Below are 25832 nucleotides of genomic sequence, written 5' to 3' on the forward strand. Positions count from 1 at the left end.
CACCCTCCGACTGAAGGAATCGACATGGCCGCAACGATCAAAGAACTCTCTTACGTCGGCATCGAGGCCGACGACCTCGACGCCTGGAGTAGCTTCGCCGGCCAGCTTCTCGGCCTGATGCCGGCCAGTCACGAGGACGACATCCGCACCTTCCGACTCGATGACTACATCCACCGCACGATCATCGTGCGGGGCCCGCGCAACGACCTGGCCTTCGCCGGCTTCGACTGCGGCTCAGATGCCGATCTCGACGAAGTCGTCACTCTGCTGCGCAGTGAGGGACACGACGTCACCGAGGGCGACCCTGAGCTCGCGGCCGAGCGTGGAGTGGCCCGCATCTACGTCACCGCCGACCCTGAGGGCAACTGCGTCGAGCTGATCAACGGTCTGAAGAAGGCCGACACGCCCTACGCCAACCAGGTCAACAAGTACGGCTTCCAGACCCGCCAGGGCGGCGCCGGCCACATGTTCCTGCTCTGCACGCCTGGCGGCGGCCGCGAGCGGATGCTCGAGTTCTACAGCCACCTCGGCTTCAAGCTGTCGGACTACATCAAGGATGAGGTCGCGCCCGGCGTCTTCGTCGATGCCGCCTTCACCCACTGCAACGGCCGTCACCACACGCTGGCCTTCGCGGAGATGCCGGCGCCGTTCAAGCTCCACCACTTCCTGATCGAGAACAACAACATGTCGGACGTGGGCTGGGCCTACGACCGCATCGTCGAGGCACGGGTTCCGCTGCTTCACACCATCGGCATGCACCCCAACGACAAGATGTTCTCCTTCTACGCCCACTCCCCATCGGGCATCGCGGTCGAGTACGGCTGGGGTGGCCTGATCATCGAGGACGACGCCACCTGGGAGGTCGCCGCGTACGACTCCATCAGCGCGTGGGGCCACAAGAACCCGATGGAGCTCGGCACGGCCCTCGTCGAGCTGGCCAAGCGCGGCCAGGAACTGCAGGAAGCGGCAATGAAGGCGGCGGCCGAGGAGGGCACCAAGTGACAGCGACCGCTGCCAGCGACCGCGAGGTCCGCAGCCAGGACATCCAGACAGGCGAACACCGACTGCGGGTCTACACCTGCGGTGACCCGTCCAAGCTCGCGATCCTCTTCATCCACGGCTCGGGACCCGGTGTCAGCGCGCCTTCCAACTGGGCGCATCTGATGCCGTCCTTCGCCGAGGACTACTACTGCATCGCACCCGACGTGTTGGGTTTCGGCGACTCCGAGCACCCGGAACCCGCCCCGACCGGCGGCATGCCGGAGTACACCACCCTGCGTGCCCGGTCGCTCATCGCGCTGCTCGACGCCCTGGGCGTCGCCAAGGCGCACTTCGTCGGCAATTCGATGGGCGGCATGATCACGCTTCGCGTCGCCCAGATCGAGCCTGCCCGGATAGACAAGATGATCCTCATGGGCAGCGGTGGGGCACCGATCCCGCCGAGCGAGGACCTGATGAAGCTGATCACCTTCTACCAGGACCCGTCGCCCGAGGCGATGGCCGACCTCCTCGTGCGATTCGTCGACGACACCGATCTCTTCGCCGGCAAGTTGGAGGAGATCGCGCAGACGCGGCTCGCGCTGGCCACCCGCGACGACGTGCGCCGCTCACACCTGGCGACCTTCAACCCTGAGCACGGGCCGGTCAAGTACACCGAGGACGAGTTGGCAGCCATCCAGCACCAGACGCTCGTGCTACACGGTCGTGAAGACCGGATGCTGCCGGTGGCGGCCGGCTATTACCTGGCCGAGAACCTTCCCAACGCCCAGCTCCACGTGCTGCCGCACGCCGGTCACTGGATCCAGATCGAGCAGGCAGCCCGCTTCACCGCACAGGCCAAGCTCTTCGTTGCCGGGTAGCACCCGGCGATTCGAGGGCCCCGGAACGATCCGGGGCCCTCTTCGTTCCGCGTGAGCGGCGACGGTGTCAGCGACGTCGGCGCGCAAGCGTGGAGCCCAGCGCTGCTGCCGCGGCACGCACGGCGGTTTCACGGGATTCGGGACGGAAGCGTCCAACAGAGCCGGTCACGCTGATGACGCCGACCCCCGTGCGCCGGCCAGGTCGTCGTGGACGGCGACCGGGAGTCCGGCCATGATACGGGGCGCCGGCCGTCCCGCCGCGGATGCGGCTGCACGGATCCGTGCGAGCGAGGTTGTGCAGATCAAGTGCTGCACCGGGACCATCGGTTCACCGACGTGCGGAAGATGCGAACAAGGCGAGCCAAGCGTTCCGATCTTGCGAGTGGCCCCCTAGCGTCCCGGCGATGACGCCGTCGAGCGGGGGGAACGCGATGCCGGGACGCAGGCAGATGCTGGGCTGGGGCGGATCACTGGCGGCAGCCGGGGCGCTCGGACTTCGGCCCGTGGAGGCGACCGCGGCGCAACGGGCCCGCACGAGAGTGGCTGTACTCGGCGGCGGTATCGGCGGCCTGACCGCCGCACACGAGCTCGCCGAGCGCGGCTTCGACGTCACCGTGTACGACCGGCGCGCGGAATGGGGCGGTAAGGCGCGCAGTCTCCCGGTGACCGGGACGGCCACCGGTGGCCGCCGCGACCTGCCCGGTGAACACGGCCACCGAGGCTTCTTCGGCTTCTACAGCAACCTTCCGGACACCATGCGCCGGATCCCCTTCGGCGACCGCACACACGGCGTCTGGGACAACCTCGTCACCGTCCCCTACTTCGCGTTCAACAGAGACAACGGCAAGGGCGACCTCTACCTCCCCACCATCCCGCCCGGCACACGCACCCTCGACCCCGCCACCCTCCCCGCCGTCATAGCGGGCCTGTTGCGCACCATCCCCCAGCTCCTGCCGCACGAATGCGTGTTGCTCGGCCGGAAACTCGCCGTCCTCATGACGAGCTGCGACGAGCGCCAGTTCGGGCAGTGGGAGCACACCGGCTGGCTCGACTTCATCGAGTACGAGGGCAAGTCGGACTTCTACCAGGTGATGTGGGGCGGCTCGGCGAAGGTCATCCAGGCTCTGCGCCCCGAGACCGCCAGCACCCGGACCTGCGGGCAGGGCATCTCGAAGATCCTCTACTCGATGCTCGGGATGGGGCCCGACGGCCCCTTCGACCGGATCCTCGACGGCCCCACCAGCGAACGCTTCATCGACCCGTGGGTGCGGCACCTCACCTCCCTGGGCGTCCGCTTCGTCACCGGGCATCTCGTCGAGTCCCTCGAACTCGGCTCCGACGGCCGTATCGCGGCCGCTCACGCCCGCACCGCGGCCGGTCCCGCCCGGATCGACGCCGACTGGTACGTAGCCGCTCTCCCCGTGGACCGCGTACGGCAGTTGTGGTCTCCCGAGATTCGGGCGGCCGATCCTCAACTCGCCAAGATGGACAGACTGCGCACCGCGTGGTGCCAGGGCATCATGTACTACCTCAAGGAGACCTTCCGCGGCCCCATCGCCCACCTCAGCCTCATGGACTCCCCTTGGGCACTGTGCCCGGTCGGGCAGTCCCGCTTCTGGTCCGAGCCCTTCACCGAGACCTGGGGCGATGGCACGGCCGCCGAATCCCTCTCTGTCGTCATCTCCGACTGGGACACGCCCGGCCCCCTCTACGGCAGACCTGCCAAGGAATGCACCCCGAAGGAGATCTCCGAGGAAGTCTGGGCGCAGATGAAGGCAGGCCTCGAGGACAACGGCGACGTCGTCCTCCCCGACGGCATCGTCCACTCCTGGTTCCTCGACCCGGCCGTCGCCCAGATCGCCGGCGGCAGGCTCGAGAACGACGACACCTACTTCCTCAACGACGTCTCCTCCTGGGAACTGCGTTCCGAGTCCGTCACCGCCCTCCCCAACCTCTTCCTCGCCGGCGACCACGTGCGCGCCCACAGCAACCTCGACTTCACGACCATGGAGACCGCCAACGAGACCGGCCGCCGCGCTGCCAACGGCGTGCTGGAGGCCGCCGGAGCCGACGGCGCCGACGAGGTCCGCCTCTTCGGCGGTGTCGAACCACCCGGATTCGCCGAGCTCAAGGCCGCCGACCGAATCCGCTACCGGCTGGGCCTGCCGCACGTCCTCGATTTCTGAGGACGGAGCCTTTAGCGCTCCAGAATGGCTTCACCAGGCCCGACCTGGCGTTTTGGCGGGGGGAGTCAACCGGCTCTGTGATACTCGTTGATGAGGCCGACGACGGCTTGGCGGCGTTCAATCCGGGCTGCATGCAGTGGGATGACGGTGGCAGATTCGCCGTTCGGGGCGAGCTGACCTCGGCCCTGGTGGGGCCGATGGCCGCTGGTGACCAGGTCGCGCAGCTCCGCCGGTAGGGACGGCCGTCCCCGCGCCGGGGAGCGAGGCCGCCGTGGGAGTGCCGTCCCGGACCGGTCGGTGTTCATCTGGCCCCTCTCGGGATCGTCCGATGCTGCCGACCATCCTGCGAGCCCGAAATACCCGCCACAACAACAGCAAACTGATTTGGCATCGCGGCAGCCGCAGCGGGGATAGACACGGCCGCGGGTGGCGAAGTCACGCATGAGTACTGCCAGGAAGCGTTCGATGAGGCCGGTATGCCTGCCGCCGGCCGGGGATATGTCAGGGGCGGGGGACTTGCCTGAATTCGGCGAGCGCGCGTCCCATTCTTGCTACTGCCTGACGCAGGATGGCTGGTGAGGTGGCGAAGTTGAGGCGTACGCATCCGGCGCCGCCGGTACCGAAGACGTGTCCAGAGCTGAGGGCGACGCGGGCTTGGTCGAGGAACATCTGTGCCGGTCCTGCGAGGTCGCTGACGATGCCGGGGCTGTCGGACGGGCTGCCGTCGTGCAGCCTCAGCCGGGTGCAGTCCAGCCAGGCGAGGTAGGTGCCCTGGGGCGGGATGTACCCCACGCCCGGGAGGTGTTCCTCGATCAGTTGGCCCAGCAGGCTGCGGTTGGCGTGGAGTCCGAGGAGGAGTTCGTCGAGCCAGTCGATGGCGTCACGGAACGCCGCTGTGTGGGCGAGGATGCCCAGGTGGCTGGGGCCGTGGCTGACCTCTTCGGGCATCCGTCGAAGGTCGTTCGCGGCGTCGGTGCCGGCGATGGCCATGGCGGCCTTGAGGCCGGCCAGGTTCCATGCCTTGGACGCGGAGGTGAGGGCGAAGCCGTTCTCGGAGCCGGGAACGCTGAGGAAGGGGGTGAAGTGGGCTCCGGGTAGTACCAGCGGGGCGTGGATTTCGTCGGAGACCACCCGGACGCCGTGGCTGCGGGCGAGGGCGGCGATCGCTTCGAGTTCGGCGCGGGTGTGGACGACGCCGGTCGGATTGTGAGGGTTGCTCATCAGGAATGCAGCGCGGCGGCCGTGGCGCCGGGCGCGTACGAAGGCGTCTTCGAGTGCGCCGAGGTCGACCCGCAGGTCGGGGCCGAGGCCGGCCTCGATGACGTCCCGGCCGTCGTGGGAGACGAACGCGTAGAACGGGGGGTAGACGGGTGAGCAGACGACGACCGCGTCGCCGGGGTTGGTGATGAGGCGGATGATTTCGACGATGCCCATCATGACGTCGGGGACGATCGCGGTGTTCTCGACCCGCAGGCCGTCCCACTGCCATCGCTTGGCGGCGAATGCGGCAAGGGATTCGGCGTAGGCGGTGCCGAAGGGGTATCCGGTGTCTCCGAGGTTGACGGCCCGGTGCAGGGTGTCGGCGATGGCGAGTGCGAGGGGGACGTCCATCTCCGCCACCCAGAGCGGGAGGACGTCTGCGGGGTGTGCGCGCCACTTCATGCTGGTGCGCTGTCGCAGTTGTTGCAGGGACAGCTGGACGAGAGGATCAGTCCGGCCGCTGTCGGCGAGCTCAGAGGATGCCTGGTTCTTGGCTTCGCTCACGTGGTGCTCCCAGTCCGAGAGGTCTCTGCCCTGTGCGTGGTCTTGCTGAACGGCGCTCCGGTCCAGAGTGTGCCGGAGAGGGTGTGGTGCGCGCTCGGGTGGCCCCTTCCCGTGCACGGCCCGAAGAGACGATGTTGTACGGAAGGGCCGCCGTCGCTGGCGGTCAGGCAAGGTAGCGGTCGACCCCGCTGCCCGGGCAGGCTTGGGTGGAGCGTCGACCTTCGACTGTGTGGCGCCTGGGCCGGGCCGGGGGCCGAGGTAGTCGGCCGACTTGGGCTTCGCTCAGCTCCGTGTCGCTCAACAAAGCAGGGCCGCCTGGCCGCCGTGCCGGGCGTGGTGTCGGCTCTGCTGCAGGGGGTCGTCCACCACGTCCCGGCTGGGGGCGGCTGGTGCTCCGGCGGATCGTCAGCTCGGCGATGCGCCCGGCGCAATCGACTGACGCATACTCGGTCGGCACGGCCACTGGGGTGAGGGCGGCCACCCCGTAGGGCGCGGCGAGGTGTGTCGGCCCGCCCGGCAGAAGCCCCCCTGCTGCACTGTCGCCTGTTGCAAACACGCGACACCTCGGTGGGCGAGTGGGCGGAGCAAGGGGCACGGTGGACATGATGGCGACCAGTGGCGGCGTCATCGGGACCCCGGCTGACGCACTCATGTACGTCTGGTTCTTCCTGGTCACCCTGTCCACCGTCTACGTCGCATTCGACGCGTTCACCAAGAACCCCGAACTGACGGTGATGAAGTGGGGTTGGGTCCTGGTGACCCTCTACATCGGCCCCATCGGTGCCGCGCTCTATGTGCTCTCCTGCAAGGAACCCCGGCCGGGAACCCACGAACGGTTTGTGGCACCCATGTGGAAGCAGGCCCTCGGGTCGACCATCCACTGTGTGGCCGGGGACGCCACCGGCATCATGGTGGCGGCCGTCATCGCCTCGGTGATCGGTCTTCCCGCTTGGGCCGACCAGTCTGCTCGAGTACGTCGTGGGCTTCGGCTTCGGACTGCTCGTGTTCCAGGCCCTCTTCATGCGCGACATGCTCGGTGGCAGCTACCTCCGAGCCGTCCGTTCGACGGTGTTCGCGGAGTGGCTGTCGATGAACTGCGTGATGGGCGCCATGGTGGCCGTGATCGTGATCATCCACAGCCACGTGCCGGGAGCTCAGGATGCCGCGGGTGTGCGCTTCTGGACGACGTTCTCACTGGCCGTCCTGGCCGGTCTGGCGTTCGCTTATCCCGTCAACGTCTGGCTGGTGGCCAACCACTTGAAGCACGGGATGGGAATGGTGCGTGTACTGGGCGAGGGCGGCGAACCGGTCCACGAGCCGCCGGCCGGAGCCGCCCCGGCCGGGGCCGGAATGACCATGCCGCAGACCGAGGTGACCGGGGAACACAAGGCCGCCATGGCGACGCTGACCGTCGTCTTCCTCGCGTCCGGCGTGCTCCTGGCTGCGATCTTCGGACGCCTCGGCTGACGGCGACGGCGGCGCCTCCGCGAAGGATTGCCCGAACGATGCCATACGTACTTTGACTGTGCCGTACGGCTGCCGGCAGACGTTCAGGTATTCACCACGTGATCGGCCGCATTGCTGGGGGTCAAGGGGTCGCAGGTTCAAATCCTGTCGTCCCGACAGAGATGTCGGAAGTTTTCGCAGGTTAGGGGTACTCTTCGGAGGGTCCCTAACGCATGTTTGGGAGCGGATTGGGAGCCCTCTTCTGCTCCCTGTGCCCCCATCGCTCCCAGTCGCCGTCGGCGGCGTCAATTCACGTTGCCTGGTGATCGCCCAATCCGGTCGAGGTGACTGTGCTCCCAAACCGGCGGGCCTGGTGCTCCCAGCCTTTGCTGGGCAAGGGGTCGGTCTGCTCCCAGACTTTCAAAGGGGTCGTGGGAACGCTCGACTCCTTGTCCGATTCCTGTGTCCCCTTGACAGCGAGCGCTCCATGTCTGGGTGGTGCGTGCACCAAGACGTTGAACGCAGTTGTTCGCAGTTGTCGGCCGCTCTGCGCCAGAGGGGGATGTAGTAGGGGGTGCTGGCGGTGCTGTGTGTCCCCTTGTCGGCGGGGAGTGGCGGTACGCGGCGATAGCGGGCCGTACGGCACGGTTACCGGCGAGGCCCTCGTGTGGGCTTGTACCTCGTGCTTGCTGCGGAGTGGTGCCCTTGCCGAAAACCTCATCCTCCCTGGTGGAAGCCGGTGTTCGCGGTGCGCGGGATCTTGGTGGTGGTCGCTCGAAGCGGGCTCTGGCGCGTTTGCCGATGGCTGCGGCAACATGATCGATCGTGCTGCTGCGCTTGGCCTATCTGGGTGTGACGAACGCGTTTGCCATGCTGCGTCTGCTACCGATGAGCGACCGGGACAAGGACGTGGAAATCCTGGCGCTGCGCCATCAGATCACGGTGCCGGAGCGGCAACTGGGTGGGGGTAGGCCGCGGTTCGGCCCGAGTGATCGGGCGTTCCTGGCGGCGTTGCTGCACCAGCTTCCTCGGAACGTGCTGCGCAAGGTGCGGCTGTTGGTGCGCCTTGACACTGTTCTGCGATGGCACCGCGACATGGTCGCACGTCGCCACGCAGGCACGTCTCGGCCGAAGCACTCGGGCCGGCCACGGACCGTCCACTCGATCCGCGCCCTGGTGCTGCGCCTGGCACGCGAAAATCCCACGTGGGGCTACCGGAGAGTGCACGGCGAGCTGCTCGTGCTGGGGATCAAGGTGGCCGCCTCTACGGTATGGGAGATCTTGAAGGAGGCCGGGATCGACCCGGCGCCCGAACGGAGCTCCAGTACCTGGGCTGACTTCCTGCGCTCCCAGGCCGATGCCCTGCTGGCGTGCGACTTCTTCGAAACGGTCACGCTGACCGGAGCTCGGCTGTACGTGTTTGCGGTGACCGAGCACGCCAGCCGCCGGGCTCGGGTCCTGGGCGCGACCGCTCACCCGTCCGCGGCCTGGGTGGTCCAGGCGGCGCTCTCGTCATGGACGTGGAGGACGCGGGTTGCCGAGCGCGGTTCATGATCCGGGACAGGGACGGGAAGTTCCCTGAGCTGTTCGACGCCATCTTGGAGGATGTGGGCATCGAGGTTGTGCTGAGCGGCGTTCGGATGCCGCGAATGAACGTGTCGGCGTGAGCTGCTGGACCGCACGTTGATCTGGAACCAGCGGCACCTCTGCCACGCTCTGCGGGAGTTCGAGCGGTTCTACAACTCCCATCGGCCCCATCAGGGCATCGCGAACGCCCGACCGCTGCACCCCTTGCCCCTGGCGATCAACGCCCCAGGGCAGATCGCCCGCCTCGACATACGGAGGCGTGAACGCCTGGGCGGCATCCTCCACGGATGCGAACATGCCGCGTGACCTGGGCGGACGAGGTTTCCGGCAAGGGCACGGTCCCGTGCCGGCGCGGCGCGGCGGGGTGCGGGGCCGAGGTCGCCGCTGCGCAGGATGCGGCGGATGGTCGAGGCCCCGACCCGGTGGCCGAGGCACCGCAGTTCGCCCTGGATCTTGGTATAGCCCCACGTGAAGTTGTCGCGGGCTAGGCGCACGATGAGGGCGGTGAGCTCCTCGGAGATCGGCAGCCAGCCCGGTGCGCGCGGGTTTCTGCTTCCACTGAAGCTCGCCCCCGGGCCGCGTCGACCCGGTCACCGAGCTGCCGAGGCCCCCAACGGCAGTTCGGTCCGGGTAGGCGAGGAGGCCGCCTGCGCCGGGACTACCCCTGCGGCCACGAGCATGTCCGCTCGGTCGTGGAGTTTGATTCGGTCCCGGCCGGACGCCCGGCCGAGCTCCATTTCCGCGGCCTCGATCGCCAGCCACCGGCTCCAGTCCACCACTGCCACCCCGCGCGAGCGCAGCAGGTCGTCGATCGCTGCGGAGCCGGTGCCGCGCTCCGGGACTGCCGCGGCGTCCGCCAGGACGGCCGCTGCGGTGTCGGCCGCGCACAGCCGATTCGTCCCGATCACGCCACTCGGACCGCGCTTCGCCCATCCGACCACGTAGAGGCCGGGAACGATGTCGTCGCCGTCGATCACCCGGGAGTCGCGCTGGGGGATCGTTCCGGTCGCTTCGCTGAACGGCACCCCGGTCAGGGGCACGCTGCGGTAGCCGACCGCGGGCAGGACCAGCCCGGTTGCGAGCTCTTCCACGACCGAGGGATCCGTCGTGCAGGCCAGGCGAACGTCGGCGACGGACGCGTCGCCGACGAAATCGACCGGTGTGCGGTTGAAGAGGAACCGGATGGAGCGCGGCTGCCCCTGCGGCTCCCGGTCGGCCACCTTCCGCAGCGAGGCAAGCAGTCGCGCGACGGCGGGTTGGCCGGCCACGCGGGCCTGATGTTCCTCCGCGAGCGCCAACTCCTCCGGCGAGACGAGGACGTCCGCACCCTCGACGCCTGCCAGTTCCAGGAACTCCTTGTTCGTGAACTTGGCGGACTCGGGGCCTCGGCGCCCCACGACGCAGACCTCGCGAACCGCGTGGTCGGCCAGGGTCTCGACGACGTGCGCGGGGACGTCGGTGCGACGCAGCTCGTCCGGTGTGCGGACCAGCATGCGTGCCACGTCGAGCGCGACGTTCCCCACACCGACGATGACCGCGCGCTCCGCGGCGAGAAGGGAGGTGTCGAAGTCCGCGTCGGGGTGCCCGCTGTACCACGACACGAAATTGCGGGCCGCGACGACGCCCTTGAGGTCCTCGCCTGCGATCCCCAGGCGTCGGTCGAGCGGCGCGCCGGGCGCCAGCACGACGGCGTCGTAGTGCTCACGCAGTTCGTCTACGGTGACGTCCGAACCGACCGTAACGTTGCCGAGGAAGCGCACACCCGGCGTCTCGAAGATCTCTCCCAGCGAAGCGGAGATCGACTTGATCTTCTGGTGGTCGGGGGCGACGCCGTAGCGCACCAGGCCGAATGGTGTGGGGAGGCGTTCGAACACGTCGACGGAGACCTTGTGGGCGGTCTCCTCGGCCAGGATCTGGGCGCAGAACGCTCCGGCGGGGCCGGAGCCGACGACTGCAACTCGTAGCGTGCGCACCGTCAGCCCGCCTTCCGGGGAAGGGCGGCTATGACGTCGACATCGTGGTCGATCTTCCCGAGCCGGCGACCGCCGCGCGCGGACTCGACGGCGTCGAAGAACCGCTCGTTGATTTCGAGGAACTTCTCGTTCTCCGGCGTCAGCTCCATGTCAAAGGCGATGGCCGCGGTCGGGCAGACCTCCTGGCAGGCGCCGCAGTCGATGCACTGGTCCGGGTTGATGTAGACCATGCGGCCACCCTCGTAGATGCAGTCGGCCGGGCAGACCTGGATACAACTCTTGTCCTGAATATCGACGCATGCCTGCGTCACCACGAAGGTCACTGCTTCTCCCTGAGTTTCTGTTCACGATGGAAGCGAGCCGAGGCAGGATGGGCGCCATCGACAGCGAGGTGGAGCGCGACACCAGGTGTGTCGTCTAACAGAACGGGCGATCTTTTAAACGAAAGTGTTGTGCGCATTGCCAAGAGGTGTCAAGCACCAGGTGCATCCGTGCCCCGCGCGGCGGGGCTCGCGGGATCACAGCCGGCGCCGCGCGTGACGGCCCTGTGTGCCCCGCTAGCTTTGGCTTTCGGGCGTACGGCGCCCGCGGATGGGGGGCCGCCCGCCATTGGAGCTGACAGGACACGGAAGCGCTCCGACGCCTAGGCTTCAGGGAGTCCGGGGCACGAGCAGTGATTCCTGCTAGTGTTTTGTTTAAGGGAACCGTAATTCGGCTGTGCGGGATTGCTCTTACCTCGCCGCTGGCCGGACACGTCCACGGGTCTATGTCGGTCGGCGCGCAGGAGGAGCAGGAGCGTGGAGACGCAGGAGAACGAAGTGGTCGCGGGCGCTGCCGACCGGCAACGGCATCCACTCGCCCGAGGGATCGAGATCCTCACGCTCATGGTCGACAGCGGCAAGCAGACCTACGGCGTGCGCGAGCTCGGCAACTGCCTCGGGGTCAGCGCCAGCACCGCCCACCGCCTCCTCAGCGATCTCGAAGAGCTGGGCATGGTGGCCCGCACTCCGACGGGCAGCTACCGGCTGGGGATGGAGTTCCTCAGGCTGGCCTGGACCGCCAACACGCGCTTCCCGCTCCGGGAGGCCGCCGACGACATCCTGGCCGAACTGGCCGAGCGCAGCGGCGAGTCCTCCTTCTTCGCCGTGTACAACGAGCAGCGTCGCCAGATGATGTTCGCGGTGTCCGTGGAGTCCTCCCACCCGCTTCGGTACATGGTCCCTCAGGGGGTCTGGCTTCCGCTGCACGCGGGGGCGAGCGGTCTGGCGATCCTCGCCTTCCTGCCGCAGGAGGTGCGGAACGAGATCACCCGCGGCAGCCTCGACGCGCTCACCGAGCGGACGGTGGTCGACGCGGACCAGCTCGACGAGCGGCTCGCCCACATCCGGCGGGACGGTTATGCCATCTCCCACGGGGAGCGGATCGACGGGGCGATCGCCGTCGCCGCTCCGGTGATGGGGCCGGCCGAGGTCGTCATCGGCGACGTCGGCATCACCATCCCGGAGAGCCGGTTCAACGCCGCCACCACCTCGGACCTCACGGTGCTGGTGAGGCAGTCGGCGGACGCGCTGACGCGGCGCTTCACCGGAACCGAGGCCTCTCTCGTCGCGCGGAGGCCGTGAGTGAAGCACCGCCGGACGGGGGCGTCCTCGGTGGGCTCGGGATCGGGTCGCGGTCCCGACCCCTTCCCTCAGAGGACGCCTCTCGTGCGTGGCAGAAGTGCCCGCGGTCACAGGGCGGGTGGCTGCTCGTCCTCCACGAGGAGCGGCACCATGACGACGCTCGTGGTGTCGAGGGCGTCGCTGGAACTCAGCCCCGCGGTGAACAGCGTTTCGAGCGCTGCTTTCGCAGAGCCCTCGACCTCGTAGACCGTCGCGTAGCGGTAGGGGACGCCGACAGCGCCGTCAGCGGCCCGGCAGCGTCGTGCCGAGACGAAGCCAGGGAGGTCGAGTATCTCCGGGATGTGCTTCCCCCAGTACCACTCCCGGAATTCCTCCTCCTTTCCCTCGACCGGATTGGTGAGCGCCAGCAGGACCTCGCGCATCGTCTGAGAACCTTTCGTCATCGGATGCCGCCGGATGCGGGATCCGTCGTGAAGCCCCACGGGACGCCGAGGCTGGTCGCCGGGTCGGTCACGAGGGCGGTGTCCGAGCGGTGCGCGATGCGCACGCCCGTGGATTCCAGGTGTTTCGCTGCCCGCTCCAGATCGACCACCTTCCAGGTGATCGCGTGGTAGACGTCCAGAGGCCCGCTGCCCGAGGCATCCGCAGCGGCCTTGCTGCCGGGCCGCGGCGTGGCGAAGTGGAACACCGCGTCGGCGAGCCGGACGTACGGGCCGGTGACACCCCGCAGGTCGTCGTCTCCTGTGTGCACGACTTCGCCACCCAGGACGTCGACAGTGAGCTTGAGCGCACGTTCCGGACGGGACGTCAGAATGGTGTGGTGTGAAGCGCGTTCGATGCCGAGCGGGTCGTCGTCGGAGATATCCGGGATCGTCCACCCCTCCTGGACCCGCGGGTCGAGGGGGAACGGGAACACCTCGAAGAAGGAGTACGGCAGACCCGCGTCGCCCTTGAGGCTGTAGAAGGGCGACGGGCCTCCGGCCCACTCGTCGGCGTCGAGGATCTCGTCGCGCGCGTCGACGAGCCGGAAGCCCTGGGAACGGAGCTCCTTGTACAGCTCCCTGACCCCCTCGACGTACCAGCCGGTCGTTTCCAGGTGCGGCGATTCGACGTCGGGGTACCGCTGGACCCCACCCGTGAGGTACAGCTTCGGCGCCAGGCTGTCGATGAGCACATCGCTGATCGCGGTGAACGTCGAGTAGCCGACGGAGTGCCCTGGCGCCGGCGGGTTCGGCATGACGACGGAGAAGTTGGTGCTCCGGCGGCCGAAGACCCGGGTGAAGAAGTCCTCCGCCTTGTCGAGGCTCGGGACGTGGATCCTGGGGTGGTAGAGCATCCTTACGCGGAAGGGGCGGTCGGTGCTGGTCATGAGTTCTCCTTGAAGGGGTGCTGGTCCGGGCCGCTCGCCGTCATCCGGCGCTGACGGCCGCGGTCGCGGAGGAGAACGCGCCGCCGTAGTCCTCGGTCGAGGACATCTCGTTGAGGAACTCGTGGAGCTTGCCTCGGCCGCCGGGGTTGAGCAGGAACTTGCGCACCTTCCCCTGGACGTTGGCCCCGTAGTAGTGGCTGTGCTCCGCGGAGAAGATCGACTGCGGGGCCAGGGTCTCCACCATCGTCATCCACTTCTCCTGGTGCGCCGCGGTCGGCTCGAAGACGTCGAACCCGTGCTCGCGCGCGTGGACGAGCGTGTCGGTGATCCAGTCGACCTGGTCCTGCGAGTACCGGGGGTAGTTGCCTCCTCCGGCGCCGTGCGGGCCGCCGGGGAAGAAGAAGTTCGGCAGCAGATGCGCGCTGAAGCCGCCGAAGTCGGACGGCCCGTCCTCCCAGTCGACGCTGAGGTCGAGGCCCTCGCGGCCCTTGACGCCCATCCGCGTGAGCGCGCCCGTGCCGAAGTCGAAGCCGGTCGCGTACACGATGATGTCGTACTCCCGGTGCCGCTCCGTGGTCTCGATCCCGGTGGCGTCGACCCGCACGATCGGGGTCTCCCGCAGCGCGATGAGGGAGGCGCTCGGCTTGTTGAAGGACTCGTAGTAGTCGGTGACGAACGGCGGGCGCTTGGCGCCGAAGAGGTGGTCCTCGGGGATCAGCCGCTCCGCGGTCACCGGGTCCTTGACGATCGAGCGGATCTTGTTGGCGAGGAACTCGCAGAACTCCAGGTTGACTTCGCGGTTCGTCGTCATGTCGTAGTAGTTCGAGGTGAGCTTGGCGAAGCCGGGGCTCCGCCAGATCTTCTCGTAGAAGGCCTGCCGCTCCTCGGGCGAGTCGGCGGTGGAGAACTTGCCGGCCGGTTCGTGCATGAAGCCCGTCGGCGACGCGGTCAGGGTCCGCACGATCTCGTCGAAGTTGTCGCTGAGCCACGCATGGCGCTCGTCGGAGATCGGGGCGTTGTTGAGCGGGGTGGTCCAGGTCGGCGTGCGCTGGTAGAGGTCCACCGCCTCGACGGTGTCCACGATCGCCGGGAGGAGCTGGGCGCCGCTCGGGCCGTTGCCGATGATGGCGACGCGCTTGCCGGCGAAGTCGACGGGTGTGTGCGGCCAGGCGCCGGTGTGGTACGCCTGCCCGCGGAAGTCGTCGCGGCCGTCGATCTCCGGGTAGTGCGGGACCGACAGTCCACCGGTCGCCGAGATGACCCAACGGGCCCGGACCACACTGCCCTTGGCGGTCGTCACCACCCACGCGCGTCGCGTCTCGTCGAACACCGCCGAGACGACCTTCTCGCCCGTGCGGATGTGTCGACGGAGGTCAAAGCGGTCGACGACGAAGTTGAGGTAGCTCTCGATCTCCGGCTGCGTCGCGAACTCCTCCTTCCAACGCCACTCGTCGAAGAGCTTCTTGGAGAAGATGTAGGCGTACGTGTAGCTCTCGGAGTCGAAGCGCGCGGACGGGTAGCGGTTCCAGTACCAGACGCCGCCGACGCCGTCGCCGGCCTCCAGCGTCTGCGCCGAGAACCCGGCGTCGAGCGCCCGGTAGAGCGCGTAGATGCCCACCACTCCGGCGCCGATCACCAGCACATCGACATCAACGTCGTCGTCGAACTGTCCTGCCATCTTGGCTCACTCCCACTCAGTCACGGCCGCCCTGACGGCAGCCAGCGTTATGTAAGCATGAGTGCTGCAAAGTGACAACAGCCTGCGGATACATAAGTCACCAGCCGGAAGCATTGGTATTGCTCTATCTGAGCGTGCGTGCTTAGATCCAGCGATCAGCTACCCGCAAGGAGAACGATGAACGCCACCCCTGACTTCCGATTCGATGGACGAGTCGCCGTCGTGACCGGCGCCGGTCGCGGCCTCGGCCGGGCGCATGCGCTCCTGCTCGCGGAGCGCGGCGCGAAGGTCGTCGTCAACGACCTCGGTGGTACCAAGGAGGGAGAAGGCAGCGACGCCGGTCCGGCGAACGACGTCGTTCAGGAGATAACGGCTGCGGGCGGCATCGCCGTCGCCGACTCCAACAACGTGGGCACGGAGGAGGGATGCCATGCCCTCGTCGACACCGCCATACGCGAGTTCGGGCGCGTCGACATCGTCGTGAACAATGCCGGCATCTCCCGCTTCGCCACGTTCCCGCAGGCCGACGCGGAGAACCTGGAGCGGACGCTCGACGTGCACGTGCGCGGTACGTGGCACACGACCCGTGCCGCGTGGCCGCACATGGTGAAGCAGGGGTACGGCCGGGTCGTCACCACGACGTCGACCGGCATGTTCGGCCTGCCGGACAACCTCGCCTACGCCACCGCGAAGGGAGCGCTCATCGGGTTCACCCGGAGCCTGTCCGTGGAGGCCGCGTCGCACGGCATCCTCGTCAACTGCATCGCGCCGAACGCGATCACGCGCCCCAGCACCTCAGCGGCGAAGCCGAACATCACGACTACGCCGCTGGACGACGCCCGCATGCAGGCGATGCAGACCGATCTGGTCTCACCGATGGTGGCCTACCTGGCGCACGAGGACTGCAAGGTCAATGGGGAGATCCTCGTGGCCGGCGCCCGCAGGTTCGCACGATGGTTCCTCGCGGTCACACCCGGCTACCGCTCCGACAACCCCGCTGTGCCGACGGTCGAGGAGATCGCGGAGCACTGGGACGAGGTCAACGACCAGACCGGCTACTACGTGCCCGAGACCCTGCACCACTGGGCATCGCAGTTCATGGCCCACCTCGGCGCCTGATCGGCAGCTGCCCCCCGGCCCGCCCAGGCCGGGAGGGGCGCTGACCTCCTCGGGCTGCGCACAACGCCGAAGCTCCTGGCGGACGGGACCCCGATCCGCCAGGAGCTTCGGTGCGCTGATGCGCAGATGACGAACGGCTCGGCTGTCAGTCCGCCGAGCCGGTCCTGGGATCGCCCTGGACGGGAGGCGCTGTGAGCCCGGCGCTGAGAAAGGCGACCAGGTCGTCGACGAGGACGTCGATCTTGGCGGGGAGATGCGCGCGCTTGCGCTGAGCCGAGTGGTACCGGGCGAGCGCGTGCACGGCACTCGTGAGTGCCACCCACCATCTCTCCTCGAGTACTGCTTCCGGGATCTGCGGCACGAGCCGGCTGAGAAGGGTGCGCAGCGTGATCACCGACGCGCCGGTGCGGACCTCGCCGAGACCCTCGTACCCGCCCTCTTCGGTGATGTACAGCGAGAGGAAGGCGAGGTAGTGGTTGTCCGGCTGGAGGTGAATCGCCAGTGGCCGCACGAACGCGTTGACGACATCGGGAACAGTGGGCTTCTTCCCACCGAGCATGATGTCGGCGACCATGTCCGTGCGGCTGGCCTCGCTCTCGGCCCCCCGGAACTCCATGATGGCCCGCACCACTTCGTCGCGGTCCCCGAAGTGGTACTGCACGGCGGCGTGATTGCGCTGGCCCGCGGCGATGCCGATGTCCCGCAGCGGCACTGCCGAGATCCCGTGCTCGGCGAACAGGCGCTCGGCAGCTGTCAGGATGAGCTGCCGAGTCACCTCGCCTCGGACGTTCTTGCGCTGTCCGCCAGTCCGCGAGCTGCTGCGCCGCACAGAGCGCTCGGGCGAGGTTTGAGACATGATTTCTTAATCTAGCAGTACGACGGCATCGAGCGGGGCGAGCTCGGAGCCGACCGGATAGACGTTCCCGAAGATCTCCGCCCCGGCCTCGGTCAGGCAGGGGACGAGCCCCGGCCAGCGGAGCCCGCCGTCCTTCACAGGGACGGCGGGCTCCGCGGTGGCGATGGTGACGCGGGCGCCCGGCGCGGCCTCGACGGTGAGGTCGACTCCGGCTTGCGTGAACCGCAGCTCCAGGCCGCGCAGGTCGACGTCGAGGAACCCGCGGTGTGCGAAGAAGCGCGCACCCCCGCCGAAGGAGAGAACCTGGCAGCCGTTGTCCTCCGCCACCCCCATCAGGGGGAATGTGAACGTCCCGTCGGCGTCCACCTCGGCGCCGCCTACGGCCTCACAGGTACCCGCCGCGATCGTCCGGACGTAGTGGACGAAGGACGACTTCACCGCCCAGCGCAGCGACCCTCGTCGCGTCGGGGCGCTCAACGGCTGCGCTGGTGGTCGTCAGGGAATCCGGTCATACCGGCTTCCAGCTCGAGGCCGAGGGCGTTGAACACCGTGCAGTGCATGTCGTAGGTGCCCACCGTGAAGACGAAGTCGATCAGCTGCTCGCGCGAGAACTGCGTCTCAAGCTCGCGCCAGGTCGCGTCCGAGACGTCCTTCGTGGTGCACAGCTCGTCGATGGACCTGACGACCGCGGCGTCGCCGGTCGACCACTCGGCAGCCTCGGGGCCCTCGGACAGTGCGTCGATCTCGGCGTCGGTCAGCCAACCAGCCGCCCGGCTCATCCGCACGTGCTGCGCCCACTCGTACTCGCCGAAGCCGAGCCAGGTCGTCCGGATGATCGCCATCTCGCGCACACGGTCGGAGAGGGTCGAGTGGCGCAGGTGGTTCGAGAAGGGCATCCAACCGCGGATCAGTGCCGGATGCCACGCGTAGATGCCGAGGATGTTGGACCGGGGACGGGCGGCGGGCCCGCCGGACGCGGCTGCCTGGCTGCCTGGTACGTGGGCCCGGAGGGCGGCGAATGCCTCGTCGATTTCGTCGGTCCAGTCGTCGACGGGGCGGGGAGGGATGCGTGGAAGACTCATGAGATCACCCGATGAAGGAGCCGCCGTTGACGCTGACGGTCTGACCCGTCACGTACGACGCCTGGTCGGAGACGAGATAGGCGACCGCGGCGGCGATGTCCTCACCGGTCCCCATCCGTCCTACAGGAATGAACTTTGCCATGTCCTCCGCCGACGGCATGGCGCCTGTTGCGCGCTTCTTCTGCACGCTCGGGGTGTCGATCGAGGACGGTGCCACCGTGTTGACGGTGACGCCCGTCTTCGCGAACTCGACGGCAAGAGCCTTGGTGAGCGCCATCTGGCCGCCCTTGGACGCCGCGTAGTGGGCCATCTTCGGAGCCCCTCGCTGGGCGCTCGACGAAGAGATCAGCACGATCCGCCCCCACCCCGCGTCCACGAGGTCGGGGAGGGCGGACTGGACGACGTTGAACGTCCCGGTCAGGTTGATCGCCAGCGTGCGATTCCACTGGTCGAGCGTCATGTCGAGGAACGGCTGCTGCGGCGCGATCGCGGCGTTCGCGACCACGGCCGCCAACGGTCCCAGGTCCGAGCGGGCCGCCTCGAGCGCCGCGTTGACCTGTTCCCGATCGCTCACGTCGGCGCGGTACCCGCGGGCGACTCCGCCGGCGTTCTCGATCGACTTCGCGGCCTGTTCCGCGGCGCCCTCGACGACGTCGAGGATCGCGACCTTGAACCCGTCCTTCGCGAGGCGCTCGGCTATCGCCACACCGATACCGGCGGCGCCTCCGGTGACCACGGCGACCTGGCCCGCGGCCGTCATCGGGTGCCTCGCCGGCAGGGTCGAGAGATGTGCGCACTGGTCATCAGGATGCGTCCCCCATCCTCTTCATCATGGCGTTCCGATTAACGAAACGAATGTTCTGTTGTTAGGGCGCCTCACGATTGCATGCCGCAGAATGGCGTGTCAACCCCTGGTAAGGCCGTCGACCTGGGCCTGCCGCAGTCGTGGCAGCTTCCGGTGTGCGCTCCTGTTGACACCTGCGACGGTCCGTGATCAGTATAGGTCCGTTTTCTTATAGGGGCTTCATGTTCCTTTGAGTGGGACGGAATGTCCCATGACGAACACACAAGGAGCCCCGACTCCCGCCCAACCGCCGCCGGCACAGAAGGACTCGGACGATGACCCAAGCAACCGTTGACCGACATGTCGTCATCGTCGGGGCCTCGCTCGCCGGGACACGGACCGCACAAGGCCTCCGCGCACTCGGCCACACCGGCCCCGTCACCCTCATCGGCGCCGAGGCCGAGCTCCCCTACGACCGTCCGCCGCTGTCGAAGCATCTACTGAAGGGGGAGTGGTCGGAGTCCTCCGTGGACGGGATCCGATTGGCCACCCGGGCCGAGCTTGAAGAACTGGGCGTCGAGCTCCGGCTCGGGTCGGCTGCGGTCGGCCTTGACGCGGGCGCACGGCTCGTCCGCCTCGCCGACGACACGACCGTCCCCTACGACGTACTCGTCATCGCCACCGGGGCCGCGGCTCGGCCGTCCCCCTGGCTCCCCCCGTCGGGCGTCCACCAGCTCAGGACGCTGGAGGACGCGCGTGCGATCGCCGCGCGGCTCGCGCTCGGCGAGCCCGTCGTCGTTGTCGGAGGCGGTTTCATCGGGACCGAGATCGCGGCCGCGGCGCGGGCGCACGGCTGCGAGGTCACGGTCGTCGATCCCGTCCCCGAGCCCATGGCCAGGCTCGTCGGTCCCGAGATCGCCGGTAGCCTCGTCGCTCTTCACCAGCGCAACGGCGCCCGGACCCGATTCGGGGTCGGCGTCGTCGGCATCGAGGGCAAGGCGGGCGACCTCACCGTCGAACTGGACAACGGGGAGCGCATCTTCGCATCGACCGCGGTGGTGGGCATCGGCTCCGTACCGTCGACCGACTGGCTCACCGCCTCAGGTCTCACGCTCGACAACGGCGTGGTGACCGATCATTTCCTCCGCGCGATCGGTGCCGAGGACGTGTATGCGATCGGCGACGTCGCCCGCTGGCCGCATCCGGGACGGGGCGTCGGCGTCCGTGCCGAGCACTGGACCAACGCCGGCGACCAGGCGCGGTACGTCGCCGCTGCTGTCACGCAGGGCGTCGAGGCGGGGTATGAGCCGACCGACTACGTGTGGTCAGACCAGTACGATTGGAAGGTGAACGCCTTCGGCTGGCGCGATGCTGCGGGCAGTTCGGTGGTCATCGGCGACCTGGACGTGGACGGCAGGGCGGCCGTCGTCCACACCGACGCGGACGGTGCCCTGTCGGGAGCGGTCACGGTGAACTGGGTACGGGCCCTGAACCAGGCGCGTCGGCTCCTCGCAGCCGGTGCGTCGGCCGAGGCGGTCGTCGACGCGATTGGGCAGTTGCCCTGACCGCCTCCCCGTCCGTCGGCACAGGAAAGGCGCCCGGCTGAGGATCTCCTCGGTCCGGCGCCTCGCCGTTTTCATGAAGGACACCGGCACCCACGGCTCCCTGTTCCGGGCACGGGCTGCGGCCGGCTGTCGTCCAACGGTCCGTCAGTGGCATCCGGTCAGGCCCCGCCTGCCGCGAACCGCAACCGGCGCCACTTCGACGCGGTGCACGAGTCTGCCCTGGACGACGCGAGGGGCCGGTCCGACTTGGTAGGACCGGCCCCTCGCGTCGCACACCGTCACCGACGCGGGTGACGTGCGCCAGAGCATTGCGCCTACGCCACGGGCTCCCCGAGCGGGGCTGCCGCGACGACATGGTCGGCGATCAGCTCCTCGACCTCCGACTGCGAGAGCCCGGCTTCGCCGAGCAGGATGTCGACCGTGTCGCCACCCAGCGCGGGCGGGTAGGCGGGTTCCACGTCCGCGGTGTCGACGAAGCGGATCGGGGTCGCCACGTTCTCGAAGGAGACCTCGCCATCGCTGACGACGACAAGGCTCCCGTCATCGGCGGTCCGCGCGTCGGCAAGCGCCTCCAGCACGTTCTTCACGGGGGCGACAGGAACGGACGCCTCGGAGAGGAGGTCGACCCACTCGGAGGCCGGTCGTTCGGCGAACCGCGCCTCCAGGATCGCCCACAGCTCCTCCTTGTTGCGTAGCCGGCTGGCGGCGTCGACGAAGCGCTCGTCGCGGACCAGTTCCTCGACGCCGAGGGTGCGGCAGAGACCCTCCCACATGCGCGGGGTGTTGGCCGTGACGACGAGCTCGCGGCCATCTCCGCCCTTGAACGAGCGGTAGGTGGCGATGGAGTCGTGGGCGGCTCCCTGCGGACCCGGGGCGACACCCTTGAGGTAGGTGTACAGGGCCTGGTAGGAGAGCATGGCCAGCTGGCCGCGCAGCATGGACACGTCGATGACGCGGCCCTGGCCCGTCTCGTGTCGTGCCTGCACAGCGGCGAGGATGCCGATCGCGGCGTACAGGCCCGCCACGACGTCGCCGGCCGGGATGCCCAGCCGCGCGGCGGGGGCGCCCGGGTGGCCGTTGAGGCTCATGACGCCGCCGAGGGCTTGGACGACCATGTCGTAGGCCGGTCGGTCGCGCAGAGGACCGTTCTGTCCGAACCCGCTGATCGACGCCCACACGAGCGTGGGCTGGCAGGACACGACCGCCTCCGGTTCGATGCCCAGCCGCGTCGTGACACCCGGCCGGAAGTTCTCGACGACCACGTCGGCGCCGGCGATCAGACGCTTCAGCACCGCGAGCCCCCGTGGCGCCTTGAGGTCGATCGCGATGCTCCGCTTGTTCCGGTTGTTGGCCAGGAAGTAGGCGCTGTCGCCCCGGACCGTCGGCCCGACGATCGCCCGGCTCGAATCCCCGTCGAGTGACTCGACCTTGATGATGTCCGCGCCGAGGTCCCCGAGGAGCTGCGTCGCGGAGGGGCCGGAGAGGAACGTGGTCAGGTCGATGATCCGCAGGCCTTCCAGGGGCGGACGCTGCTGGGTGGTCATGCTGCCTCGAAGATGTGGATCGTGCAGGCGCCGTGGTCCAGCCCCGCGGTGCCGCCGCCGGTGACGTGGGTCAGCGCCCAGCGGGCGTCCTCGATCTGCCGTGCTCCGGCCTGCCCGCTGAGCTGCCAGAACGCTTCGGCGATCTGGGCGACGCCGCTGGCGCCGACCGGGTGCCCCTTGGCGAGGAGACCGCCGCTGGGGTTCACCACGACATCCCCTCCGAACGTCGTCCTGCCGTCCCGCAGGAGCGCCACCGCGCTCTGCTTCTCGGTGAGGCCGAACGCCTCGTAGTAGACGAGCTCGGCGATCGAGAACGCGTCGTGGAGCTCGATCATGTCGAGGTCCTCGGGGCCGATGCCGGCCTGGGCGTAGGCGTCGTGGGCGGACTCGTAGGTGATCTCCGGCTTCGTCATGTCGCGGAAGCCCTCCTCGACCTGGCCCGAGTGAAGGACCGACGCGGCGACGCGCATGCCGCGCGAGGCGCCGATGCGGTTGCGGGCGCGCTCGGAGGCGAGCACGACCACCGCCGCTCCGTCGCCCGTCGGGCAGCACATGAGCAGGGTGAGCGGGTCGGCGACCGGCCGCGCGGTGAGGACCTGCTCGACCGTGACCTCCTGGCGGAACTGCGCGAACGGGTTCAGGGCGCCGTGCTTGCGGGCCTTGACGCTGACGCGCGCCAGGTCCTCGACGGTGGCCTCGGTCTCGTACAGGTAGCGCGTCGCGCGCATCGCGTAGACGGCCGGCATCACGATGCCCTGCTTGACCTCGCGGTCCTCGGGGGAGAGGGGCAGCGTGCCACCGCCGAACTGGGTCAGCTTCTCGACGCCGATGACGACGGCGACGTCGATGAGGCCCTGCGTGATCGCCGTCCAGGCCTCGTGCACCGCGGTGGCTCCGCTGGAGCAGGCGTTGTCGACGTTGACCGTCGGGATGGTGCCGAGGCCGATCTCCTTGGTGATCCGCTGACCGGTCATCATGCCGCCGTAGGAATGGCCGACATAGACGGCGTCGACATCGGACTTCTGGATGCCGGCGCTCTGGAGCGCGTCGATGAGCGGTGACACCGCGAGGCCGACGTACGACGAGGTCCTGTGCTTGCCGAACGGGATCATCGCCGCGGAGATGACGTACGCGTTCTCACTCATGGGGGTTTTCCTCTCGTCCTTCGCCGACGACCGGAGCGAAGAACCAGTCGTCGCCGTCGACACCCAGCTCGACACGGATGTTCGGCTGCAGCGCCGTGGAGCCCTCGCGGATGTCCGCGAGCGTCCGGACACGGACACCGCCGTCGAGATCGACGTAGCCGATGGCGCGAACGCCGTCGCTCCCGACGTGAAGCCGAGTGAAGGAATACAGGACTCCGCTGGTGGGGAGCGCGACGCGGGAGATCTCGCGGCTGACGCACGAGCTGCACACGACCCGCGCGCCGATCATCGTCCGGCCGCACCGGTCGCAGGCCGTGCCGACGAGGCGCCGGCCTTCGGGGAAGGAGCCGAGAAGGCTGTCGCTCTCCAGGTCTGCGATCGGCGCCGACACCGGCGCCTCGGTGCGGACCGTCATGCCGTCCCTCCCGTGCTCGCGCCGGCGGCCACCCGGGCGATGGACCGTGTCGGGCACACGCTCATCGCCATCTGGACCTTGTCGTCGCTGTCGCCTTGCTGGTCGATGACGACCGCGATGCTCAGGTCGTCGAGGTCGAAGGTGTTGGGGGCGTAGAAGGTGCACTGCCCGGACCCCATGCATCGGTCGCGGTCGACCGTGAGCTCGCCCGCCATCAGTTGCCCTTCCGTTCGGTGTACTGGAGGTAGAGGTGGTTGTGCCCGCGGAACTTGTAGCTCGGCATGAGGTCCCAACGGCGGTCGTCGGCGGGGCCGTGCCGCTCCTCCGAGATCTCGATGCGCTCCGTGCGTTCGAGGAGCCGCTGGATCGAGAACACCGCCTCGGCACGTGCGAGGGGGGCCCCGGGGCAGGTGTGGATCCCCCGGCCGAACGCCAGGTGCTGGCGCGCGTTCGACCGCTTGACGTCGAACTCGGCCGGGTTGTCGAAGACGCGCGCGTCGCGACCGGCCGCCCCGTGCAGCAGTAGGACGACGGTGCCGGGCGCAAGGTCGAGACCGCCGATGCTGGTCGCCACCTTCGTGAGCCGGAAGGACCCCTTGATCGGCGCCTCGACCCGCAGGGCCTCCTCGATGAACTTCGGGATCAGCGACGGCTCCTGGCGCAGCAGGTCCTGGAGCGCCTGGTCGCCGGCGATCCGGGCGAGCGAGATCCCCAGGAGCTGCACGGTGGTCTCGTTGCCGGCGGCGAAGAGGTTCGAGGCGATCCGGGCCACCTCGATCGGCTCGGGGAGCGTGCCGTCGGGGAAGGTCGCCAGTGACATCCCGGTGAGGATGTCGTCCGTCGGGCTCTCCCGCCGCTCCTGGATCTTCTCGATGAAGTAGTCGTAGAGCCGCTCAAGGCTGTTGTGGTGCGCGACCTGGAGGTTCAGGTTGCCGAGCATCGGCCCCTGCTTGGTCGCGAGGAGTTCGAGGAGCATCGGATGGTCCGCCTCGGGGACCCCGAGCAGGTCGGCGACGGCGAGGATCGCGTAGCGCTTGCCGTACTCCCAGATGAACTCGCACTGCCCCTTCGGCAGCAGTTCATCGAGGAACCGGTCGGCCGTGCGCTTGAGGAACTCCTCGTTCTCCTTGAGGCGCTTGGGCGTGATGAGGCCCATCAGCAGGGCCCGGTGATCGGTGTGCATCGGCGGGTCGAACGTCACGATCTGGTCGTTCGACGGGAAGTGCTCGCGGTACTGCTCCAGGATGTCCGTCAGGTCGTCTCCGACCAACTCGACCGGAAGATCCAGGACGGGTCCACCGGTCCGGTTGATCGAGGAGTACACCTCGGGCTGGTGGTAGACCTGCAGTGCCTCTTCGTAACCGGTGACGATGACGACTCCGTACTTCGACTCACGCCAAACAGGGTGGTTGGCGAGCATGTGGTCGAAATACGGCACGGAGTCCGCCGCCACCGCGGCGTCGGTGAAGTAGTCGATCTCCGTCGGATCGATCTTCACGGTGCTCATCCGTACCCCTTTTCTTGCGGCGTGCCTTCGGCTACACAGGTCCGAGCCATCTTCGCTCTGTTCTGTTGTAGGAAACGCACGTACGCTTGGACGATGGCCACAGCATGATCCTGCGTGTGCTGGGTGTCAAGAAGTGAGGCCTGGATTCCGACGCCTTCGCGTGCCGAAGGGGCCGTTGGTGGCCGTTGACAGCGACTCCCGGAAGGGGCAAAATCCCAGCACTGTTGCGTTGTAGCGCATTAGTGTTCTGTTGGATGTGCGGGATGTCGGCCGATGGATTACATCCTCGCTGAGGATCCCCTCGTGTCCAGCAGACGGCGGGGTGTAATTC

General features: G+C 68.3%; 22 protein-coding genes and 1 pseudogene. 8 read left to right on the forward strand and 15 right to left on the reverse strand.

The annotated features are described in order from the left end of the window. The first annotated feature begins 24 nt into the window (after positions 1–24). The 3 genes from ABT009_RS41355 (at position 25) to ABT009_RS41365 (ending at position 4045) form a co-directional block, all read left to right on the forward strand. On the forward strand, positions 25–1002 hold the full coding sequence (locus tag ABT009_RS41355) for a VOC family protein (protein ID WP_351306807.1): 978 nt from the start codon (positions 25–27) through the stop codon (positions 1000–1002). Then, the gene (locus ABT009_RS41360; RefSeq protein ID WP_351306809.1) at positions 999–1859 is read left to right on the forward strand and encodes an alpha/beta fold hydrolase; all 861 of its coding nucleotides are present in this window, start codon (positions 999–1001) and stop codon (positions 1857–1859) included. Before ABT009_RS41355 ends, ABT009_RS41360 begins: the two co-directional genes overlap by 4 nt. A 404-nt stretch (positions 1860–2263) precedes the next feature. After that, positions 2264–4045, forward strand: a complete 1782-nt coding sequence (locus ABT009_RS41365; protein WP_351306811.1) for a hydroxysqualene dehydroxylase — start codon at positions 2264–2266, stop codon at positions 4043–4045. Positions 4046–4546: 501 nt separating this feature from the next. Here the strand turns inward: ABT009_RS41365 and ABT009_RS41370 are convergent. After that, positions 4547–5809, reverse strand: a complete 1263-nt coding sequence (locus ABT009_RS41370) for a MalY/PatB family protein (protein ID WP_351306813.1) — start codon at positions 5807–5809, stop codon at positions 4547–4549. A 978-nt stretch (positions 5810–6787) separates the two neighbouring features. Between ABT009_RS41370 and ABT009_RS41380 the strand changes: the two genes are divergently transcribed. Continuing rightward, positions 6788–7276 carry a DUF4396 domain-containing protein gene (locus ABT009_RS41380; protein WP_351306814.1) on the forward strand — a complete coding sequence of 163 codons (489 nt, stop codon included), beginning with the start codon at positions 6788–6790 and terminating at the stop codon, positions 7274–7276. A gap of 804 nt (positions 7277–8080) precedes the next feature. Beyond that, positions 8081–9148 (forward strand): annotated as a pseudogene (locus ABT009_RS41385) (helix-turn-helix domain-containing protein). Between the two features lie 284 nt (positions 9149–9432). Here the strand turns inward: ABT009_RS41385 and ABT009_RS41390 are convergent. Together ABT009_RS41390 and fdxA are read right to left on the reverse strand one after the other, a co-directional pair. Further along, positions 9433–10815: an FAD-dependent oxidoreductase gene (locus tag ABT009_RS41390; RefSeq protein ID WP_351306816.1), complete on the reverse strand. Its 1383-nt coding sequence runs from the start codon at positions 10813–10815 to the stop codon at positions 9433–9435. A 2-nt stretch (positions 10816–10817) separates the two neighbouring features. Next, positions 10818–11138 carry a ferredoxin gene (gene fdxA, locus ABT009_RS41395; protein WP_351306818.1) on the reverse strand — a complete coding sequence of 107 codons (321 nt, stop codon included), beginning with the start codon at positions 11136–11138 and terminating at the stop codon, positions 10818–10820. Positions 11139–11612: 474 nt separating this feature from the next. Between fdxA and ABT009_RS41400 the strand changes: the two genes are divergently transcribed. Beyond that, positions 11613–12437: an IclR family transcriptional regulator gene (locus ABT009_RS41400; RefSeq protein ID WP_351306820.1), complete on the forward strand. Its 825-nt coding sequence runs from the start codon at positions 11613–11615 to the stop codon at positions 12435–12437. 107 nt (positions 12438–12544) lie between these two features. Here the strand turns inward: ABT009_RS41400 and ABT009_RS41405 are convergent, their stop codons facing one another. The 3 genes from ABT009_RS41405 to ABT009_RS41415 are packed head-to-tail and all read right to left on the reverse strand — an operon-like array spanning position 12545 to position 15484. Next, complete coding sequence (locus ABT009_RS41405) at positions 12545–12859, reverse strand: hypothetical protein (protein WP_351306822.1); 315 nt, start codon at positions 12857–12859, stop codon at positions 12545–12547. Positions 12860–12876: 17 nt separating this feature from the next. After that, on the reverse strand, positions 12877–13806 hold the full coding sequence (locus ABT009_RS41410) for a VOC family protein (protein ID WP_351306824.1): 930 nt from the start codon (positions 13804–13806) through the stop codon (positions 12877–12879). A gap of 40 nt (positions 13807–13846) precedes the next feature. Beyond that, positions 13847–15484 (reverse strand): flavin-containing monooxygenase, encoded by a 1638-nt coding sequence (locus ABT009_RS41415; protein WP_351306826.1) that lies wholly within the window; start codon positions 15482–15484, stop codon positions 13847–13849. 177 nt (positions 15485–15661) lie between these two features. On the opposite strand from ABT009_RS41415, the gene ABT009_RS41420 reads away from it, so the two are divergent. Next, complete coding sequence (locus ABT009_RS41420; protein ID WP_351306828.1) at positions 15662–16603, forward strand: SDR family NAD(P)-dependent oxidoreductase; 942 nt, start codon at positions 15662–15664, stop codon at positions 16601–16603. Positions 16604–16748: 145 nt separating this feature from the next. Here the strand turns inward: ABT009_RS41420 and ABT009_RS41425 are convergent, their stop codons facing one another. From ABT009_RS41425 to ABT009_RS41440, 4 genes are read right to left on the reverse strand one after another with little or no spacing between them, the layout of a single operon-like run. Beyond that, positions 16749–17459, reverse strand: coding sequence for a TetR/AcrR family transcriptional regulator (locus tag ABT009_RS41425; protein ID WP_351306829.1), 711 nt, complete (start codon positions 17457–17459; stop codon positions 16749–16751). Positions 17460–17465: 6 nt separating this feature from the next. Further along, a complete protein-coding gene (locus ABT009_RS41430; protein ID WP_351306831.1) occupies positions 17466–17936 on the reverse strand; it encodes an HtaA domain-containing protein in 471 nt (156 codons plus the stop codon). Next, positions 17933–18541, reverse strand: a complete 609-nt coding sequence (locus tag ABT009_RS41435) for a carboxymuconolactone decarboxylase family protein (RefSeq protein WP_351306833.1) — start codon at positions 18539–18541, stop codon at positions 17933–17935. Before ABT009_RS41435 ends, ABT009_RS41430 begins: the two co-directional genes overlap by 4 nt. A gap of 4 nt (positions 18542–18545) precedes the next feature. Next, positions 18546–19301: an SDR family oxidoreductase gene (locus tag ABT009_RS41440; RefSeq protein ID WP_351306835.1), complete on the reverse strand. Its 756-nt coding sequence runs from the start codon at positions 19299–19301 to the stop codon at positions 18546–18548. 359 nt (positions 19302–19660) lie between these two features. Between ABT009_RS41440 and ABT009_RS41445 the strand changes: the two genes are divergently transcribed. Then, on the forward strand, positions 19661–20890 hold the full coding sequence (locus tag ABT009_RS41445; RefSeq protein ID WP_351306837.1) for an NAD(P)/FAD-dependent oxidoreductase: 1230 nt from the start codon (positions 19661–19663) through the stop codon (positions 20888–20890). A 314-nt stretch (positions 20891–21204) separates the two neighbouring features. Here ABT009_RS41445 and ABT009_RS41450 read toward each other — a convergent pair whose 3' ends face one another. Genes ABT009_RS41450 through ABT009_RS41470 form a run of 5 tightly spaced genes read right to left on the reverse strand, consistent with a single transcriptional unit; the run spans position 21205 to position 25501 of the window. Further along, complete coding sequence (locus ABT009_RS41450; protein WP_351306839.1) at positions 21205–22434, reverse strand: CaiB/BaiF CoA transferase family protein; 1230 nt, start codon at positions 22432–22434, stop codon at positions 21205–21207. Continuing rightward, complete coding sequence (locus ABT009_RS41455) at positions 22431–23579, reverse strand: thiolase family protein (RefSeq protein ID WP_351306841.1); 1149 nt, start codon at positions 23577–23579, stop codon at positions 22431–22433. The genes ABT009_RS41450 and ABT009_RS41455 overlap by 4 nt, the downstream gene beginning before the upstream one ends. Next, complete coding sequence (locus ABT009_RS41460; RefSeq protein ID WP_351306843.1) at positions 23572–23994, reverse strand: Zn-ribbon domain-containing OB-fold protein; 423 nt, start codon at positions 23992–23994, stop codon at positions 23572–23574. Before ABT009_RS41460 ends, ABT009_RS41455 begins: the two co-directional genes overlap by 8 nt. Further along, positions 23991–24209 (reverse strand): ferredoxin, encoded by a 219-nt coding sequence (locus ABT009_RS41465; protein WP_351306845.1) that lies wholly within the window; start codon positions 24207–24209, stop codon positions 23991–23993. The genes ABT009_RS41460 and ABT009_RS41465 overlap by 4 nt, the downstream gene beginning before the upstream one ends. After that, complete coding sequence (locus ABT009_RS41470) at positions 24209–25501, reverse strand: cytochrome P450 (protein ID WP_351306847.1); 1293 nt, start codon at positions 25499–25501, stop codon at positions 24209–24211. Before ABT009_RS41470 ends, ABT009_RS41465 begins: the two co-directional genes overlap by 1 nt. Between the last annotated feature and the right edge of the window lie 331 nt (positions 25502–25832).

The sequence above is a fragment of the Streptomyces sp. NPDC002896 genome, from assembly GCF_040295225.1.
GTDB lineage: Bacteria > Actinomycetota > Actinomycetes > Streptomycetales > Streptomycetaceae > Streptomyces.

Coding starts and splice junctions, on each gene's coding strand:
- ABT009_RS41425 (WP_351306829.1), bottom strand. CDS start 17,459: ATGTCTCAAACCTCGCCCGAGCGCTCTGTGCGGCGCAGCAGCTCGCGG.
- ABT009_RS41440 (WP_351306835.1), bottom strand. CDS start 19,301: ATGACGGCCGCGGGCCAGGTCGCCGTGGTCACCGGAGGCGCCGCCGGT.
- ABT009_RS41435 (WP_351306833.1), bottom strand. CDS start 18,541: ATGAGTCTTCCACGCATCCCTCCCCGCCCCGTCGACGACTGGACCGAC.
- ABT009_RS41410 (WP_351306824.1), bottom strand. CDS start 13,806: ATGACCAGCACCGACCGCCCCTTCCGCGTAAGGATGCTCTACCACCCC.
- ABT009_RS41470 (WP_351306847.1), bottom strand. CDS start 25,501: ATGAGCACCGTGAAGATCGATCCGACGGAGATCGACTACTTCACCGAC.
- ABT009_RS41445 (WP_351306837.1), top strand. CDS start 19,661: ATGACCCAAGCAACCGTTGACCGACATGTCGTCATCGTCGGGGCCTCG.
- ABT009_RS41355 (WP_351306807.1), top strand. CDS start 25: ATGGCCGCAACGATCAAAGAACTCTCTTACGTCGGCATCGAGGCCGAC.
- ABT009_RS41365 (WP_351306811.1), top strand. CDS start 2,264: ATGACGCCGTCGAGCGGGGGGAACGCGATGCCGGGACGCAGGCAGATG.
- ABT009_RS41460 (WP_351306843.1), bottom strand. CDS start 23,994: ATGACGGTCCGCACCGAGGCGCCGGTGTCGGCGCCGATCGCAGACCTG.
- ABT009_RS41405 (WP_351306822.1), bottom strand. CDS start 12,859: ATGCGCGAGGTCCTGCTGGCGCTCACCAATCCGGTCGAGGGAAAGGAG.
- ABT009_RS41415 (WP_351306826.1), bottom strand. CDS start 15,484: ATGGCAGGACAGTTCGACGACGACGTTGATGTCGATGTGCTGGTGATC.
- ABT009_RS41465 (WP_351306845.1), bottom strand. CDS start 24,209: ATGGCGGGCGAGCTCACGGTCGACCGCGACCGATGCATGGGGTCCGGG.
- ABT009_RS41455 (WP_351306841.1), bottom strand. CDS start 23,579: ATGAGTGAGAACGCGTACGTCATCTCCGCGGCGATGATCCCGTTCGGC.
- ABT009_RS41450 (WP_351306839.1), bottom strand. CDS start 22,434: ATGACCACCCAGCAGCGTCCGCCCCTGGAAGGCCTGCGGATCATCGAC.
- ABT009_RS41420 (WP_351306828.1), top strand. CDS start 15,662: ATGAACGCCACCCCTGACTTCCGATTCGATGGACGAGTCGCCGTCGTG.